Below are 16,478 nucleotides of genomic sequence, written 5' to 3' on the forward strand. Positions count from 1 at the left end.
ATGAATAAAAAGATAAAACCGTCAATCGAACATTTCCTTATGCAAATGCGGTGGTAGAGAAGTTACCGTGCTGCTGTGGTGTTATTCTATATACGAAGTGGGAAGTAATAAAAGTTTGCCTAATGAAAGATTTGACCGCTGTCTTATCAGGAAGGCACTTTGCCCATCACTTGTAGCTGGGTAAGATCGGGCGCAGGACTACCGCCTGCCTGTTCGAGGGTGATCGCGAATGCCTGCGCTGCACCGATATTCTTTAGCTGGCACAAGGAGGCACAGTCACCGAGTACACCGGCATCGACCGGTTTGCCATCAACGATGGCCCATAACTGGTATTGCTTACCGGCCGGTGCCGCCGGCAGGTTGTTACTGATCAGGTATACGTCTTTCGTCTGGCGGTTCCAGTATACAGTAGCCAGCTGTTGTTCTCTACCGGTAGCGCCTGGCATGGGCACTTTCAACAGGGCAGTATCGGTCAACACCTGCAGCTGTCCTTGCAGGGTATTGAGCCTGGTTTGGTAGACCTTGTTATCGGCCATCAGAGTGCCCCGCTCGGTCAGCAAACCCAGGTACTGGTCTTGTGCGTGGGTATAGCGGCTGTAGAAGTAAATATTGAGGGCAATACTACCCGCCAGCAGGATCAGCGAAGCAGCAGCCAGGTAACGGCCGGCTGGCCGCAGGGAGCGTACCGGTGCTAATGTGGGTTTAATAGCCGGTGAGGTCGTCTGTTCTTCGCTCGCTTGTAAGGCAGCCCATAATTGGTCTTTACCGGCCAGGGGTACAGGAGCGGCGTATCGATCGGCCGTGTTGCGCAACCACTGTTCACAGGCAACAATAGCGTCGGCCACCTCGGGGTGCTGTTGCTGCAGGCGTTGCAGCTCGGCCACCTCCGCTTCATTGGCTATGCCCAACACATAGCTTTCAATGACACCGCTTTCTATGTATGCCTGTATATCCACTGTTTATTGCACCTGTTTTCTTAATTGTACAATGGCCGCCCGCATCCTGGTCTTCACAGTCCCCAACGGAATATTGAGCATGCCCGATATTTCTTCCTGTGTATAGCCCTCAAAATAGTTCAACTCGACCAATACCTTGTGTTCTTCCCGCAATCCGCTGATCATTTTCCGCAAGCCCATTTCTTCCCCAATGCCCCGTTTTTCGGGCAGGTCCGTATGCGCATCATCCAGCGAATGGTTGCGCTGGCTGTTCTTCCACTCGCGGCTGCGGAGCATATCGATCGAGGTTGTACGGGCAATATTAAACATCCAGGTAAAGAGGCGGCCTTTGGAAGGATCATAGGTACCGATCTGCCGCCAGACCTTCACAAACACCTCCTGCAACACATCGCCACTCACTTCCGGGTCCTGGATAATACCCAGTATGACGCCGTTCAGTGTTGCCGCGTAATTGTCGTACAGGTAGCTAAAAGCCTGTTGTGTGCGTTGCTTCAGCAAATCAACGAGCTCCTGTTCAGAATATGTTGGTGAACCTTTCAAAAGTGATAAAGTGCATCAGATGTACCTTATGTACGAAGTGCAGGGTTAAATAGTTTACCTCCCGGAAATAATTACCGGTATCCCGCCTTCCCATTCCGGTTTTCTACCTTTTGGCAACACCGCCCCCCCGGCTATTGAGGGTTACTGTATATTTGTCGCACAGTCTGTTAACAGCCGTTTTCTCGAAATGCTCCCCAGCTTGCCAGGCCGGCAAGCCCCCAACCGCCCGTAGTACCGTCCATGCCCGATCCTGTTGCTTCGTTCATCAATCAATCATACACGCATGAAACATTACACACTGTCGGCGGCTGTTCTGCTATGCCTCCTGATGCTGGGATCCTGTGGCGGCAATACCCGCATCACTGGCTCCTGGATCGATCCTGAGCTTAAAGGAAATGTCAAAGAGAACGCCAGCGTATTCATCGCCTCGATGAGCCAGAACATGGAAGTACGTACCAAACTGGAAAACGCCCTGGCGGCGGAGGCTGCCGCCCGCAACATCATGGTCGTGAAGAGCACCGAGTACTTCCCCGCTACCTTTACGGTGACCATGCCTACCCGCGAGGCCCTGCTCGACAAGATCAAAGAATCGAAGGTGGACGCCATCCTCACCATTTCGCTCATCAACAAAGAAAGTGACACGCGGTACGTGCCGGGCAGTAACCGGTTCTATGCCCCCTACCCCGCCTATCGCTGGTATGGCGGCTTCTACTCCTATTATAACTACTGGTACCCCAACCTATGGGATCCGGGTTACTACACCACCGACAAAACCTATTTTCTGGAAACCAACCTGTACAGGACCAATGATGAAAAGCTGATCTGGAGTGCGCAGTCGGAGACGGTGAACCCGGGAAGTATCGACAATTTCGTACGCGATTATCCGAAGAAGCTGATCGCACAGCTGGTCAAGGATGGGTTGTTGAAAAAGTAGGCAATTGACAAATATCAAAAGGATTGGCGTCGCCCTGAATATGCTCATTAGTGAGTATTTTACCGGCGGGGGTTGCTGCCTATTTTACCGACTTAAATACCCCCCTGATGAAATCGACCCAATCGACCCTTACAGTATTAAAGTGCCTGGCATTGGGCACACTCCTCTTTTCATTGCCCGCCTGCGAAAAGGATGTAGCAGACGAAGAAGATACGGTGGCTGGTGGCGGCGGCTCGGGCAGTGGATCCGGCAGTTATTGGTCCCGCAACGATGGTCAGCGTACAGCATACATCAGCTTTGAAGGATCGGTAGCCCGGACCTGTGTGAACGGCGCCGTCACGGTAGGCACCTACAATGCGTCCGAACCCTCCATGACCTTTGTCATCAGTGGCAATACCATCAAATTTCCGCTGAAGTATTCGGGTGGCAAGTTGATCGTGGGTGTACCCGACCAGGCGATCAACACCAATAATGCCACCGAGTATGTCAAGAGCAGCAATTTCCCGTGTAGCGGTGGCGGCTCGGGCTCCGGTTCGGGCAGCGGCTCGGGATCTGGCAGTGGCAGCAGTGGCCCGAAAAAAGGTACTTTCAAGATCCGCGTGTACAAACCGACCGGTGATTGCGCCAGCGTCAACACCTGGGGACAGGGCAGCGCTTTCAACGGAACGCTTACCGCAGAAGTGATCGGCTCACAGGGACAGTCTACCTGGCAAACCTGGTTTAACAGCTATGGGCCTTCCAATAGCTCCACCAACACCTATTGGGACTACACCTCGAGTGCTACAGCCACCAAACTCACCTGGGAACTAGGCCCCAACCGTTCTTCCTGGCCCAACAAATGCAGCCAGAAAGGCACGGCCTCGATCGAATACGACGGGCAAGTGAAGCAGATTACGATTACGTTCTAAATAGGACCTCACAACTTGTAATAAAGCGGATTCCCCCGGAAGCCGCTTTATTCGTTTGTAAGAGGTCGGCATTAAAAAGGGCACCGTAGGTTGCGCCAATCCTCCACAACGTCCCGGCTCGTCCACTGTTTTGGCGAAATTTTAACCCCGTCATCACCTGCCTGGCTTTCAGTGAACTATCCCGATGGCATACTGTTATTATGTGCAGTTAGGACGCTTCGCTAGGTATTTTTTCTGATTGCGTAAACTTGATTTCCAAATAGGGTTGAAAATGAACTAGCTGCGTCGTAATTTTGCACGCGGTTAAAATGGCCAACGCCTCGGGCCAGCCACGGATACAGGCAGTTGGGAAACCAACAAAAATGCTTGTAGCAGACTTAAATAACGAGGATTATACATAATGATTACTACTGATATTTGTATTATTGGAGCCGGCCCGGTGGGTTTATTCTCGGTTTTTGAAGCGGGTTTACTGAAGATGCGCTGCCACCTGGTAGACGCTTTACCCCAGGTTGGCGGTCAACTTTCTGAGATCTATCCCCAGAAACCGATCTATGATATTCCCGGTGCCCCGGAAATCAAGGCCCAGGAACTCGTCGACAACCTGATGAAGCAGATTGCTCCTTTTGCCCCCACTTTCAGCCTGGGTGAAAGAGTAGAGACCATCGAGCGTCAGGAGGATAAATCGTTTATCGTTGGTACTTCCGACAATACAAAGATCCATTGTAAAGTGATCGCCATTGCTGGTGGCCTCGGTTGTTTCGAGCCCCGCAAACCTGCCATCGAGCAACTCGAACTGTTTGAAGGCAAGGGCGTCAATTATATGGTAAAAGATCCTGAACTATTTCGCGACAAGAAGATCGTATTGGCCGGTGGCGGCGACTCTGCCCTCGACTGGACCATCTTCCTGTCGAACGTGGCCAGCTCGGTTACCCTGGTACACCGTGGTGAAACGTTCCGCGGCGCTCCGGACTCTGCCGAAAAGGTATTCCACCTGGCAGAAGCCGGTAAGATCAACCTGGTGTTAAAGTCCAACATCGTGAAGATCGGCGGCAACGGTAAGCTCAACGAAGTACATATCGAAGGAGCCGACAAGACCATCACCACGATGGAAACGGATTACCTGATCCCCTTATTCGGACTGAGCCCCAAGCTGGGCCCTATCGCCGACTGGGGACTGAACATCGACAAAGCCGCCATCAGCGTCAATACCTTCGACTATTCGACGAATGTAGAAGGCATCTTCGCGATTGGCGATATCAATACCTATCCCGGTAAACTGAAACTCATCCTCTGTGGATTCCACGAATCGGCCCTGATGGCACAAAGCGCCTTCAAGCACGTGTATCCCAATCAGCGGTTGAGCTTCAAGTATACGACCGTGAATGGTGTCAACGCATTTTAAACTTAGCAGTCATGATCAATATTACCGTACTCAACAAGTTGGGAGACGAAAAGGTACTGGAAGTACCCGAGGATATGGGGTTGAACCTGATGGAGATCCTCAAAGCCAATGAATACAACGTACTGGCCACCTGTGGTGGCATGGCGATGTGTGGCACCTGCCATGTGCAGGTATTGGAAGGCATGGATAACCTCGCAGGTCATAGTGATGCCGAGCTCGATATGCTCGACACCCTGCCCGATGCGGCGCCAAACAGCCGGCTGGCCTGCCAGTTGCGGGTTGATGAGAACATGGCTGGTGCCGTATTCCAGCTCTGCGCGGAAGAGGACATCGAGATTGGGTAATTGTTAAAGATGATTATACCAGGCGGAAGACGCGGCGATACCATCGCCTGCTGTCTTCCGCTTTTTCTTTTTAGTCCACGCGCAACCAGTCATACTTCACTCCTCCCTGCCACACCAGTAAGCCGGTCGACTTACCGGAGGCATCCAATACAAATTCTACCGTGGCATCGCCGGGAATATCCGGCACAAAGAACTTTCGTTGTGTGATCGGCTGCATCCTGAAAGGCATCCCTTGTTGCAGGAACAGGCGGCCATCCTTCACGATCACCTCCAACCTGTTGTTGCCATTGGCCATTTTGTATTTACCTGTATAACCAGCCATTTCCTCTTTCGAAAGCGTCAGTTCCTGCACCGGTGTACCAGCGACCAGTTCGGGCAAGGCATTGAGCAGCATGAAGCGACGTGAGCTGAAATCAGTACGGTCTTCTCCTGACTTAAGGTTGGTAAGGGCAGCCACGAAAATATCCTGCCCGGGCAGGTACCCTTCCAGGGAGATAAATCCACTCACCTGTCCTTCATGTTTAATATAGGGCATACCAAACTTGGTGGTGATGATCCATCCGTAACCGTAGCCCGTGGGGTTTCCATCCGGCAACGTATAAGAGCTCTGGGCTTTTTCGAGGGTTTGCTTCGATACGAGCTTGTAAGCATACAATGCCTGGTGCCATTTGTACAGATCGCCCACCGTACTCAACAGGTCGCCACAACCATACCCGAGACTGATGCTTTGAAAATAGGTATTCTGATAATAACCTTTGTCGCGGGTATAGCCGGCCACGCGCCCGGGGATGACGGTCATTTCGTGTTCGTAGTACGTGCGCTGCAGACCTGCTTTGTCCAGTACGGCCTTGCGCATGTACTGGTGAAACGGTTGTCCGCTTACCTTTTCGATGATGGCTGCCAACAAGGTATAGCCCGAATTACTATAGGCATACCGGGTGCCTGGCTTGAACTGCAAGGGTGCGTTCTTGAAATGATCGATGATCAATTGGAGTGTCAGGTCATGACGCTCGATGTACCGGTCGGGATGATCGATGCCCATGAAATCGGGGATACCGGAGGTATGGGTCAGCAGGTGCTCAATGGTAATGGTAGCCCCCTTATACGGGAAATCGGGCAGGTATTGGCGGATACTGTCGGAGAGTCGAAGTTTTCCCAGCTCCATCAGTTGCAGGATGCCGATGGCGGTAAACTGTTTGGATACGGAGGCGATCCGGAATACCATATCCGGTTGCAGCGGCACGCCCAGTTCGATGTTGGCGCTGCCATAGGCTTTCTGGTAGATGATCTTACCCTGGCGGGCGGCGAGGACCACAATGCCGGGTTCGTTGGGTTGGAAATTGGCCTGCAGGGCTGAGTCGAGCGATCTTTCAATGGCTTTGTCCGACCGGGGCTGGGCAAAACCCGTATCGTTGGCTACACTAAACAGCAGCAAGAGGGCTGCGCGGACGATTTTCATAACAGGTGATTTTTACCAGCAAAACACCTGTAAAAGAAGGGGTTGACCTAGTCATATCGCGATTTGACTAGTACTGATGACGGGTTTTAACAGGTCTTTGAGAGCGTGTCGCCTGGTTTCAGCCCTGCATAGCGGTCTTGCGGTATTCGGTGGGCGACATGCCGGTCACCTGCTTAAAGGCCCGCTGAAAAGTAGCCTGAGAATTGAAACCGCAGTCGAAAGCAATGCCGGTAATGGTCATGGTTTGCAGGTCGGCTTGCTGCAGGCGCTGCTGGAAAGCACGGATGCGGTAACCATTGATGAACTCATTGAAACTGGAATGCTGGTGTTGGTTCAGTACTGCCGAGATGGTTTTGGGTGCAATACCGGTGTGCTTCGATAGGGAACTAAGGCTCAGGTCAGGATCAAGGTACAGTTGTTCTTCGTCCATGGCCTTCTTTAATATGATCAGTGACTGTCCTACCGTTTCAGCAGTCAGTACCTGCACAGGTGTCGCCTTTTGGGGAAGAGCCATGGGAATTTGATAAGTCACGAGGAGGGCCTTGATGCCCACCCAATAGATCAGGATGGCCAGCGGCACATAGATCGGGTACCAGCCCACGACCGCTAACAGCGGTTCGCTATTACCGGGCCATACATAGGGAATCAGAAAAACCAGCCACAATACCTGGAAACCTAAAAAGGCCCATATAAACTGCCGCAGCCAGCGCACGGAAATCAACCGTGCCGTCGCAGGATCGTTTTGTACACCCCTGCCTGCGTGGTAACCCAGCAGGAAACGGTGAGCGGCCCACAGATACCCTGTAAATGATAGCCAACGGGGAATGTCTACATAAACATTATATACATCGATGTATTCGCCGAGCGGAATTTTATGGGTGACCAGGCCGAGTAATATACCACCTATATAAACGATCGCCGACAGTTGCGGCGCGAGATCGAAGAAGGTGCTTATCCAATGAACCCGGTAACGCCGCTTCCATTGGAAATCCGGGTCCATACTTGCCCGTATATAGAAATAGAACAGCGGACCCAGCGGCATGATCCACATCAGCGGCACAAACGCGCCGATAAAACCACCGAGCGTTGTGGTATATAAGGTAGACTCTTGAAAGAAACGCAGGTTGAGGCAGGCCAGCGAGAAGAACCAGATCATGACCGCGAGATAACGATTGGCTGGCTGGTTACGCTTTCCCCAAAACAACAGGCCACCTGCAATGGCTCCCTGCACAATGCCCAGCGTAATGATCAGCTTCAAAAGGCTTACCATCGAATCCATGACCCAAGATACCAATTTACAGCAGGTTATTCATCAGGCGGTAGCTGATGGAAACTGTCGCGGCCTGGTGGTAGATAAACTGGTACAGTAGGTTAATAATCACCCGGCATTGGTTAATATACGCGTATGGCAATCGTTTGTGTAGTACTACATTTGAAAAGGTCTCTTCTTGAATCATTTTAACGACAACTGTACCATGCCAACAAATCGTACTGCAAGGGCTGGCTCTTATGCCGCCCTGATCGCTCTACTGGCTGCGGCAGCACCGGCTCAAAGCCAATCGCCTGCCGCACAGCCCAACCTCGCCATTGTAGCGACCCCATCGGCCACCAATCGTTTTGGCGGTCTCGATGCCCTCAATGATGGTCAAACGCCTACCCCCTCCGGCAACAACCGTGGTGGCGGACGCCGTTTTCCCCGCGCTCAATATTGGGTCGAGTATACCTGGACCACGCCCGTAACGACCCGCGAAATGGCCATCTACTGGTGGGACTTCAACGGCAACCTGCGACTGCCGGAAGCTTATCGCCTTTCTTACTGGGATGGCAAGGCTTATGTGCCCGTCAAGAACGCTGCCGGCCTGGGGCTTACCAATAACCAATACAACAAAACCACTTTCGACGAAGTAAAGACGACCAAACTCCGCATCGACCTGGACTCGGCCGACCGCGCCACCGCAACCCTGCTCGAATGGGCAGTATTCCAGGCGCCCAACTCTGCGGCTCCTGCACCGGTGGTGGCGACCAATGGCGACCGCGATGTAATGGTTGGAGGCCGTACCTGGCTCAATGGTACGGTGAAATCGGTTGACCCGATCAGTAAGATCAGCTGGACAAAGGTTTCCGGTCCCGGCAATGTCACATTCAGCAATGCCGCCGACAAGAACGCTACGGCCACTTTCTCTACGCCGGGTGACTATACCCTGAAACTTTCTGCTACCGGTGCCAAACAATCCGGCGCTTCTGACCTGAAAGTAAAAGTGCACCTGCCACCCCAGGAGAAACGCCTCGATGTGGTATATACCAAACGCTACAAGATCGACAGCAAGCTCTGGAACGATCGGGCAAAAGCCATGATCACCAACTGGATTCCCTGGTGTGTGGACCAGTGCGAGCGTACCGACCTGAAGACTGGTGAAGGTGGCATCGACAATTTCATCGAAGCTGGCAAGGCCCTGCGTGGTGAGCCCCATGCCAAACACCGGGGTTATGTATTCTCCAACGCGTGGGTACACCAAACCATCGAGTCGATCTGTATCGCGCTGATGGTGGACCCACAAGGCGATAAGGAGATCATTGCTGCCCAGGAGAAAATGAAGGTGACCCTTGAAAAATGGATCCCCCTCATCCTCTCTGCCCAGGAGCCTGACGGCTACCTGCAAACCGCCTTCACGTTACGTGACACCACCCGCTGGAAAACCCGCTGGAACGAACGCAACCGTGGTGATCATGAAGGATATGTGGCCGGCTACTTTATCGAAAGCGCCATCAATCACTACACCCTCACCGAAGGCAAGGACAAACGCCTGTACGATGCCGCCAAGAAACTGGCCGATTGCTGGGTAGCCAATATCGCTCCCGGTAAGATCGAATGGTATGACGGCCACCAGGAAATGGAACAGGCCCTCGTGCGTTTCGGTCGTTTTGTAAACGATATGGAAGGCAAGGGCAGCCATGGCGATAGCTATATCAACCTGGCCAAATTCCTGCTCGACAACCGCAAGAACGGCAGCGAGTACGACCAGAGCCATGTTCCGGTACAACAACAATATGAAGCCGTCGGTCACGCCGTACGCGCTACTTATAATTATTCGGCCATGGCCGATGTGGCCGCCGAAACCGGCGACCGCGATTACCAAAGCGCCGTGATGTCGCTGTGGGATAATATGATCAACAAGAAATACTACCTCACGGGTGGTATCGGCAGTGGTGAAACCTCTGAAGGTTTTGGTGGCAACTATTCGCTGCGCAACAATGCGTATTGCGAATCCTGCTCGAGCGCCGGCCTCATCTTCTTCCAGTATAAAATGAACCTGGCCTACCACGATGCGAAGTATGCCGACCTGTACGAAGAAACCATGTACAATGCCTTGCTGGGGTCTATCGACCTCGAGGGCAAGAACTTCCTGTACACCAATCCCCTCTCCTCTTTCCAGCCACGTTACCAGTGGCATGTGTGCCCCTGCTGCGTAGGCAATATTCCCCGTACGTTGTTAATGATCCCTACCTGGACGTATGTTACCGGCGACAAGGGCATCTATGTAAACATGTATGTGGGCAGCACTATCAAGGTAGAAAGAGTGGTTGGTACCGACGTGGAGATGGTACAGAAAACAGACTATCCCTGGAGCGGTGATATAGCCATCACGGTGAACCCTAAAGTATCGAAGAAATTCACCGTGTATGTTCGCGTACCCAACCGCACGACCAGTGAACTGTACAAACCTGTACCGGCAGTGAGTGGACTGAAAGCCCTGAAGGTAAATGGTAAAGCAGTACCTGTAAAGATCGAAAATGGCTATGTAGCGATCGAACGTACCTGGAAGGCAGGCGATAAGATCGAAGTGGTATTACCCATGGAGATCCAGAAGATCACGGCCGATGAGCGCATCGAGGGCAACCGTGGCCGTGTAGCCATGCGCGTAGGTCCATTGATCTACAATGTGGAAACAGCCGACAACAATGGTGACATCAACCGCACCATCGGCAAAGGCCCCCTCACACTGGAGTGGAAGCCTACCTTCCTGAATGGTGTGATGACCATCAAAGGCACCTGGAGTGATGGTAGTCCACTGTTGGCTATTCCCAACTATGCGCGCCTGAATCGTATCCCCACATCGCCCACACCCAACAATGAAAACCAAACCGTTCCTACACGCCCCAATGAGCCGCCACAGGCTCGTATGGATCGTGCCTCACAATCGAATGTGTGGATCAAGGAAGAAAGAAAACAATAAGCGTTCTCGCAAGTTTTGATTGTTATACCGCAGAAAGCACATCACCGCGAGGTGGTGTGTTTTCATTTTAAGATAATACCACTGCTTGCGCGGGAAGCCACATTTCCGTAGCTTAGCGCCCCATTCAACCGCCAGCTATGCAAATCTTCCCTACACAACATTCCACGCTCTCCGCCACCGCCCTGGGGCCTCATATTTCGGACTTGTATAACCTCGGCCAATTATCTGGCCGGTTGTTGTTGCGGGGCGTGAGCGACACGTATGTGCTAACGGGTACGGATAAGAAATACATCCTGAAGATCTACCGGGACGTACACCGCAAAAAGGAAGAGATTCTCAGCGAGGTGGAGTTGCTGAACCAGTTACGCGCCGGAGGCGCGGCGGTATCTTACCCCCTCGCTGACCGTCAAGGCCAGTTCCTGCTACCCCTCCAGGCAGCAGAGGGGCTACGTTGGGGAGTCGTATTTACTTTCGCGGAAGGCAAGCCAGCCATGTTCCCCACGGCAGAACAGCTTGCCACAACGGGCCGCGAAATGGCGAAGCTGCACAACATCACATCGGGGGTGAAGCTACCCTATCCCAGAAAAGGCTATGACCACGATACCATTTTCCGGCAACCCGTGACCGTGCTGGAACCTGCATTTGCAGAGATGCCCGATGAGTACAGGCAACTACAGGAACAAGCCGATAAAGCTATTCGTCAGCTTGATGCGCTGGGCATCGACCAATTCCCCACCGGTTATATTCAGTACGACTTCCTGCCCAAGAATTTTCATTTCGATGCGCAGGACCAGCTCACTTTCTTCGACTTCGACTTTGCCGGCCGGGGCGTCATCGCCAATGACCTCATGACTTACTGGGTACATTTTGCGTTGCACGCCGTCTTGGGCAGACAAACCAAAGAAAAATCGGACATCGACTTCCAGGTATTCCTCGATGCTTATACTGCCGTGCGTCCGCTCTCCGATGCCGAGATCAAGGCCTTGCCCTGGTTACATGTTGGCTTTTGGATCTTTTACATGGCTTTCAACTACGAACACTTCGACGATTTCTCTTCGCAGTACTTCAACAATGGTTTCCTGCGAGAGCGGGTCAACATTATTAAGAAGATACTGGACGTGTATGCTGTCTGAAGCCACTGCGTGTGACTGCCCCGGAAAAATACGGGATCATCGAACAGGTTACGGGATACGCATAAAAAAACCGCCGGTAAAGAACGGCGGTCTGTTTGTATACCTGATTGACTAATTTTTCTTTCTGTCGCGCATGCGCCCTTTGGCTTCCTTCTTCAGTTCTTTTTTGTTGGCCACGTAGTCGGCATATTGCGATTCCGTCAACACTTCTTTCAAAGCCTTGTCACGGTCCTGGTTGGCTTCCTTTATCTTTTTTGCCTTTTCCATTCTTTCTCCTTCTTCACTGCGGATCGCTGCGGCCTTGCTGGCCCAGGTTTCATTGATGGCTTGCACCTTGGGGACCTGCTCGGTTGTCAGCTGCAATTTAACGGTCATGGAATCGGTCATTCTTTTGGCAGCAGCGGCCCTGTCACCTTTCTGCGCATAACCCATCGTAACACTGCCGATCAGCACGATGGCAAGCGCCCATAAATACTTCTTCATGATCAAACTTTCTTTATTAGTTAGAAAAAATTAATGCTTTCTACGAACGGTTGTTTTTGTCCTGCTCACCTTATTACCACGTGGTCCCTGGACCGTGGTGGTTTTACGGCTAACCTGTCCATGACGGTTGCCATGGGTGGCTACCGAACGATTGACTTTGGTGGTTCTGTAATGGTTGACAGCCACCTGATGCCGGTTGACAACGGTTACTGAAGTTACACGCATCGGTCTATAGATACGAGGCGCATATACTACCCGGCGGGTATGTACCACGGTATAATGTGGACGGAAATGATAGCGGATAGGGCGATATACTGTCCAGGCCAGGGGGCGCCAGGGACGGTACCAGGCGGGACGTACGCCCCAGCTCCAGGGAGATACCCATATACGATAGGACGGTGCATAGACATATCGTACACAGGGCCACGCCCATACATTCACGATCACACCCGTCGCTGCGTCTACCGGCAGCACTTCCAGGTTTGGCCCTTTCGCCAATAAAGATGGTCTGGCCTCCAGCACTGCCTGATCCTCGTCTGATGGCTCTACGATTGTCTCTTCGCCATAGATATCTTCGTCGCCGACGATTTGCAATACGGCATTGTCCTGACCAGTTTTCTCCAGTTCGATCACCGCGATGTCCTGGCTTTCTTTATCAGACACCAGTGCCTGCAGCACAAATACCTGCACATCGTTCTCCTTCTTACTCACAACCCGGATATAATCCGTTTTACCATCTTCGTTCAGGTCCAGGTTATTGACCTTGCTGGATTCGCTATTCAGTAATTGCTCAAAGGCCTCCGGAGAAGCTGCCTGCTTAAATAATTCGAGTGCGCCCTGCAAACTAAATTGATCGCCCGGTAAGCCGGTTGAGTCCGCATTGGTCTGTGCAGAAGCTGCGGTCGACAGTAAGCCAAGGCCCAGGCCCATCAAAAGCCCCGGCGTGTACCTGCTCATTTTCATACTAGGGTGGTTTTGTAATATCAGACGGAGGGAGGCCATAAAGGTTTAAAGCCGCCCGGTTCTTTTTTTAGTTCGACGTACAAGGCGCGGCATACCAACTGATTACCGTGCAAGGGCAGGGCTAAAAACATAGGAGGGCCATAATTGGCCCTCCGCAGCAAAAACTAACTTTTGCACATGAGAAATATTACACACCCTTTATGTTGAAACAGGTAATTAGACGGCGATAGTTATAATTTGAAGTGTTTATTCGCCCAGCCATTGTCTGAACTGTGGCGCCCGCAGTTTGCTGATGATGATATTGGCATGTTCGCCCGGCTGCAGGTCTATACGCAAGGTCCCATTGAACCAGATGATGATCTTTTTGATCGCATGCCGGCTGATGATGATCTGCCGGCTGATGCGGAAGAAATCGCGCGGCGATACGGTATGCTCGATCTCTTCTATGCTCGACTTGAGGATATGGTTGCGATCGTCCCGTGTTTTCATGTATACGGTCTTGTTCTCGCAATAAAAGAAAGCGACCTGGCTGATGTGTACGGAGGTCAGGTGGCGGCCCGTCTTGACCAGGAAACGCTCCTTCTCTGCATTGTACACCGTTTCTGCCTCTTGATCCTTCAGTACCAGTGCCGCGCAGGAGCGCAGTAGCTTCCGGAGCAATTCCGGTTCCCTGGAGCGCAGCTGTTGAAACAACTGTTGTAATTCCTGATCGGCAGCCAATTCGGCCGGTAGTGGCTCTTGATTTCCTTTCACGTTGTTGGAAGGCTGCGATGTTTTTGTCATGGTATCCTGTTGCATGGCTATCGTGGTAAGGTTCTCGATGATGTTGACAATGCAATTTATTCACCGTCGTTCTTCTTTACCGCCCGATACCTACCAGCTTCAGGATAGTACGATGAACGCACCGGTTGTCATTCATCGTACTATTTGGGATTCTATCGCTTTTAACGTAAGTTGGCAGGGCTGCTTACCTGCCTCTTCCGCTATTCGGGCTGTGGCGACACCATGATGAACGACGAGCGCTCACTAATCCCGTTGCCCGCCCCGGCGTCTTCCAATTCCAGGCCCAGGCCGTAATGAACAGCGGGATCGAGCAATTGCTTTTTGAGCACGATCCGGATCGCTGCAAACCTGCTTTGGGCAGGAATGGTCATATTACCCGGTGGCGTAACGAATGAATACGCATTCGCTGGCAAGGGCACATACCCGGCGGGCAGCCAGCTGTTGTTCAGCTTCACCTTGACCGTCACCGGCGCTGTGGGCAGTGAAGCGCTCGCCAGCCGTACATAGGCGATCAGCAAGCTTTCTTCCGCCGGCGTTGGCGCGTACCCGATCGCTACAGGATCTGTGGGATCGGGCAATTGCTGTCCTTCAGCCTGCCTTAACTCTACCAGGTTTGATTTGGACGTGTACAATAGGTCGTCGACATACGTGCCTGCTTTTTTCAGGCAGCTACTATAGAGCATGGCGGAGAAGGCAAAACCTGTCAGCCATAGAGATCGATTCAGTTTCATAATGAGATTTAAATGATGGTAAATGGATCAGCGTATATCCCAGAACAGGCGCGATTCAGCGACATCGATATCGCCCTGGGCATTTACATTGTTGACATTGGTACTATACTCATCCTGCGGATAATACAGGCGTACCGGGCGATGGCCATTCTGTGAGCTGTTCACCGACAGGGGGATCAATGGATAATCATTGCGCCTGAACTCCGACCAGGCCTCCAGGCCGTTGAAATTCGCCAGGGCTACCCATTTCTGGTAAAGGATGGCCTGGACCTTATCCGGTGCAGCAGCAAAGCTAGCGCTGCCGGCTATCAATTCATCAGCGTGTTGCGCAGGCACCCCCAGCAACCGGAATGATTGACGTATTCCTTGCTCGTACAGGTCCTTCGGATTGCCCAGACCAGCCAAACCGAATCGTTGCGCCGCTTCTGCCTGCAACAAAAAGCTTTCGGCCGCAGTAAAGATCACCTGCGCCTCTGTAGCCCGGCCAAGGATCACACGGGCAGGCCCCACACCTGATGTCAATGAAGCCAGGTAATCTTCTCCTTCTCCGCCAAATGGCACGCCGACATAATCGACGACATTGCCCAGGTAGAAATCCGGCGCATTGGCAGGCTGCAGCGATTCCGCCACAGCAGCCAGGTATTTCAGTCGCATGGTGTCGTTGTGGCTCTTTAGGTCATTAACCAGAAATGCACTCATGCGATACAGTGATTGCCCCGTTTGCGGGGCATCATTCTCGTTGTAGCCCGTAGCGAGGTAATAAGGATTGAGTTTACCACTCGATTTTGCATAACCTGGCTGAGACGTTACATCTTCTCCTGCTCCTATAAACCCGCTTCCCTCGGTCAGTATTTTCTGTAGCTCTGTACGCACATACTGCTGACGGCTGGCCACCAGGCTCTGGCGCATCAGGATACGCAGTTTGGCCGTATTGGCAAACCGAATCCACTCTTGCGTACCACGCCGGCTGCCGATGCTAAAAATACCCGCGGGAAAAGGCGTTGGAAAATTATGTGCCTTGAGGTCAGCCACCGCTTCATCCAGTATTTTGATCAAGGAATCATAGATGGTAGTGGCCGGATCATATTTCGGTTGAAACACCGCCGTACCCTTGAAGGCATCGGCATAAGGTACATTGCCGTACAGGTCAACCAGCTCCTGGTACCGCAGGGCTTTCATCACTTTGGCTGGTCCCTTCAGGTAGCTTTGTCCAACGCGATCGGCCTCATCGAGTACATACTGAAAATCGGTGAGGTTATCGAAAATGCCCCCCCAATAGTTGAAGTCGCCATTGGTAAAATTGTATGTTTTCTCCGGCGCACCAGTAGTATAGCTGGTAGAATGCGCCCAATACCCGCCCCAGAAATTACCCAGCACATTCGCATCTCTCGCCAGCGATGTGGCGTAGACATTGAGCGCATTGGTAAAGATGAGGGTAGGACTGGTCACCGTAGCACTATTGGGATTGGTGTTCACATCAATGAATTTCTGGCACCCCATAGCAGTTATGCCGAGGGAGGTGGCCAGTATATAAATGCCTGTATTGAGTTTCATCACTGTTATATTTCTTTTGATACAAAGAGATTGTTCATGCCTGCTGGCCT

The 16,478-nt window shown here is 52.1% G+C and carries 15 protein-coding genes; 6 read left to right on the plus strand and 9 right to left on the minus strand.

The annotated features are described in order from the left end of the window. Positions 1 to 146: 146 nt before the first annotated feature. Together P2W70_RS17730 and P2W70_RS17735 are read right to left on the minus strand one after the other, a co-directional pair. A complete protein-coding gene (locus P2W70_RS17730) occupies positions 147 to 956 on the minus strand; it encodes an anti-sigma factor (RefSeq protein ID WP_276482840.1) in 810 nt (269 codons plus the stop codon). A gap of 3 nt (positions 957 to 959) precedes the next feature. Beyond that, the gene (locus P2W70_RS17735) at positions 960 to 1,496 is read right to left on the minus strand and encodes an RNA polymerase sigma factor (protein ID WP_276482841.1); all 537 of its coding nucleotides are present in this window, start codon (positions 1,494 to 1,496) and stop codon (positions 960 to 962) included. Positions 1,497 to 1,779: 283 nt separating this feature from the next. On the opposite strand from P2W70_RS17735, the gene P2W70_RS17740 reads away from it, so the two are divergent. The 4 genes from P2W70_RS17740 (at position 1,780) to P2W70_RS17755 (ending at position 5,087) form a co-directional block, all read left to right on the plus strand. Beyond that, positions 1,780 to 2,430, plus strand: coding sequence for a hypothetical protein (locus tag P2W70_RS17740; protein ID WP_276482842.1), 651 nt, complete (start codon positions 1,780 to 1,782; stop codon positions 2,428 to 2,430). 107 nt (positions 2,431 to 2,537) lie between these two features. Beyond that, positions 2,538 to 3,338 carry a hypothetical protein gene (locus P2W70_RS17745; RefSeq protein WP_276482843.1) on the plus strand — a complete coding sequence of 267 codons (801 nt, stop codon included), beginning with the start codon at positions 2,538 to 2,540 and terminating at the stop codon, positions 3,336 to 3,338. 400 nt (positions 3,339 to 3,738) lie between these two features. After that, positions 3,739 to 4,743: an NAD(P)/FAD-dependent oxidoreductase gene (locus tag P2W70_RS17750; protein WP_276482844.1), complete on the plus strand. Its 1,005-nt coding sequence runs from the start codon at positions 3,739 to 3,741 to the stop codon at positions 4,741 to 4,743. Between the two features lie 11 nt (positions 4,744 to 4,754). Further along, positions 4,755 to 5,087 (plus strand): 2Fe-2S iron-sulfur cluster-binding protein, encoded by a 333-nt coding sequence (locus tag P2W70_RS17755; RefSeq protein ID WP_276482845.1) that lies wholly within the window; start codon positions 4,755 to 4,757, stop codon positions 5,085 to 5,087. A 70-nt stretch (positions 5,088 to 5,157) separates the two neighbouring features. Here the strand turns inward: P2W70_RS17755 and P2W70_RS17760 are convergent, their stop codons facing one another. Further along, on the minus strand, positions 5,158 to 6,546 hold the full coding sequence (locus P2W70_RS17760; protein WP_276482846.1) for a serine hydrolase: 1,389 nt from the start codon (positions 6,544 to 6,546) through the stop codon (positions 5,158 to 5,160). A 118-nt stretch (positions 6,547 to 6,664) separates the two neighbouring features. Then, positions 6,665 to 7,825, minus strand: a complete 1,161-nt coding sequence (locus P2W70_RS17765) for a helix-turn-helix domain-containing protein (protein ID WP_276482847.1) — start codon at positions 7,823 to 7,825, stop codon at positions 6,665 to 6,667. A gap of 196 nt (positions 7,826 to 8,021) precedes the next feature. Between P2W70_RS17765 and P2W70_RS17770 the strand changes: the two genes are divergently transcribed. Together P2W70_RS17770 and P2W70_RS17775 are read left to right on the plus strand one after the other, a co-directional pair. Then, the gene (locus tag P2W70_RS17770; RefSeq protein ID WP_276482848.1) at positions 8,022 to 10,781 is read left to right on the plus strand and encodes a glycoside hydrolase family 127 protein; all 2,760 of its coding nucleotides are present in this window, start codon (positions 8,022 to 8,024) and stop codon (positions 10,779 to 10,781) included. Between the two features lie 137 nt (positions 10,782 to 10,918). Beyond that, positions 10,919 to 11,914: a phosphotransferase enzyme family protein gene (locus P2W70_RS17775; protein ID WP_276482849.1), complete on the plus strand. Its 996-nt coding sequence runs from the start codon at positions 10,919 to 10,921 to the stop codon at positions 11,912 to 11,914. Between the two features lie 111 nt (positions 11,915 to 12,025). Here P2W70_RS17775 and P2W70_RS17780 read toward each other — a convergent pair whose 3' ends face one another. From P2W70_RS17780 to P2W70_RS17800, 5 genes are all read right to left on the minus strand, one after another. Continuing rightward, positions 12,026 to 12,397 carry a hypothetical protein gene (locus tag P2W70_RS17780; protein WP_276482850.1) on the minus strand — a complete coding sequence of 124 codons (372 nt, stop codon included), beginning with the start codon at positions 12,395 to 12,397 and terminating at the stop codon, positions 12,026 to 12,028. Positions 12,398 to 12,427: 30 nt separating this feature from the next. Then, on the minus strand, positions 12,428 to 13,360 hold the full coding sequence (locus tag P2W70_RS17785) for a hypothetical protein (protein ID WP_276482851.1): 933 nt from the start codon (positions 13,358 to 13,360) through the stop codon (positions 12,428 to 12,430). Between the two features lie 246 nt (positions 13,361 to 13,606). Further along, positions 13,607 to 14,143, minus strand: a complete 537-nt coding sequence (locus tag P2W70_RS17790; protein ID WP_276482852.1) for a LytR/AlgR family response regulator transcription factor — start codon at positions 14,141 to 14,143, stop codon at positions 13,607 to 13,609. A gap of 200 nt (positions 14,144 to 14,343) precedes the next feature. Continuing rightward, positions 14,344 to 14,874: a DUF1735 domain-containing protein gene (locus P2W70_RS17795; RefSeq protein WP_276482853.1), complete on the minus strand. Its 531-nt coding sequence runs from the start codon at positions 14,872 to 14,874 to the stop codon at positions 14,344 to 14,346. A 27-nt stretch (positions 14,875 to 14,901) separates the two neighbouring features. Then, on the minus strand, positions 14,902 to 16,428 hold the full coding sequence (locus P2W70_RS17800) for a SusD/RagB family nutrient-binding outer membrane lipoprotein (RefSeq protein WP_276482854.1): 1,527 nt from the start codon (positions 16,426 to 16,428) through the stop codon (positions 14,902 to 14,904). Between the last annotated feature and the right edge of the window lie 50 nt (positions 16,429 to 16,478).

The organism is Paraflavitalea pollutisoli, from assembly GCF_029360705.1.
GTDB lineage: Bacteria > Bacteroidota > Bacteroidia > Chitinophagales > Chitinophagaceae > Paraflavitalea > Paraflavitalea pollutisoli.

Coding starts and splice junctions, on each gene's coding strand:
- P2W70_RS17740 (WP_276482842.1), top strand. CDS start 1,780: ATGAAACATTACACACTGTCGGCGGCTGTTCTGCTATGCCTCCTGATG.
- P2W70_RS17745 (WP_276482843.1), top strand. CDS start 2,538: ATGAAATCGACCCAATCGACCCTTACAGTATTAAAGTGCCTGGCATTG.
- P2W70_RS17750 (WP_276482844.1), top strand. CDS start 3,739: ATGATTACTACTGATATTTGTATTATTGGAGCCGGCCCGGTGGGTTTA.
- P2W70_RS17755 (WP_276482845.1), top strand. CDS start 4,755: ATGATCAATATTACCGTACTCAACAAGTTGGGAGACGAAAAGGTACTG.
- P2W70_RS17760 (WP_276482846.1), bottom strand. CDS start 6,546: ATGAAAATCGTCCGCGCAGCCCTCTTGCTGCTGTTTAGTGTAGCCAAC.
- P2W70_RS17765 (WP_276482847.1), bottom strand. CDS start 7,825: ATGGATTCGATGGTAAGCCTTTTGAAGCTGATCATTACGCTGGGCATT.
- P2W70_RS17770 (WP_276482848.1), top strand. CDS start 8,022: ATGCCAACAAATCGTACTGCAAGGGCTGGCTCTTATGCCGCCCTGATC.
- P2W70_RS17775 (WP_276482849.1), top strand. CDS start 10,919: ATGCAAATCTTCCCTACACAACATTCCACGCTCTCCGCCACCGCCCTG.
- P2W70_RS17780 (WP_276482850.1), bottom strand. CDS start 12,397: ATGAAGAAGTATTTATGGGCGCTTGCCATCGTGCTGATCGGCAGTGTT.
- P2W70_RS17785 (WP_276482851.1), bottom strand. CDS start 13,360: ATGAAAATGAGCAGGTACACGCCGGGGCTTTTGATGGGCCTGGGCCTT.
- P2W70_RS17790 (WP_276482852.1), bottom strand. CDS start 14,143: ATGACAAAAACATCGCAGCCTTCCAACAACGTGAAAGGAAATCAAGAG.
- P2W70_RS17795 (WP_276482853.1), bottom strand. CDS start 14,874: ATGAAACTGAATCGATCTCTATGGCTGACAGGTTTTGCCTTCTCCGCC.
- P2W70_RS17800 (WP_276482854.1), bottom strand. CDS start 16,428: ATGAAACTCAATACAGGCATTTATATACTGGCCACCTCCCTCGGCATA.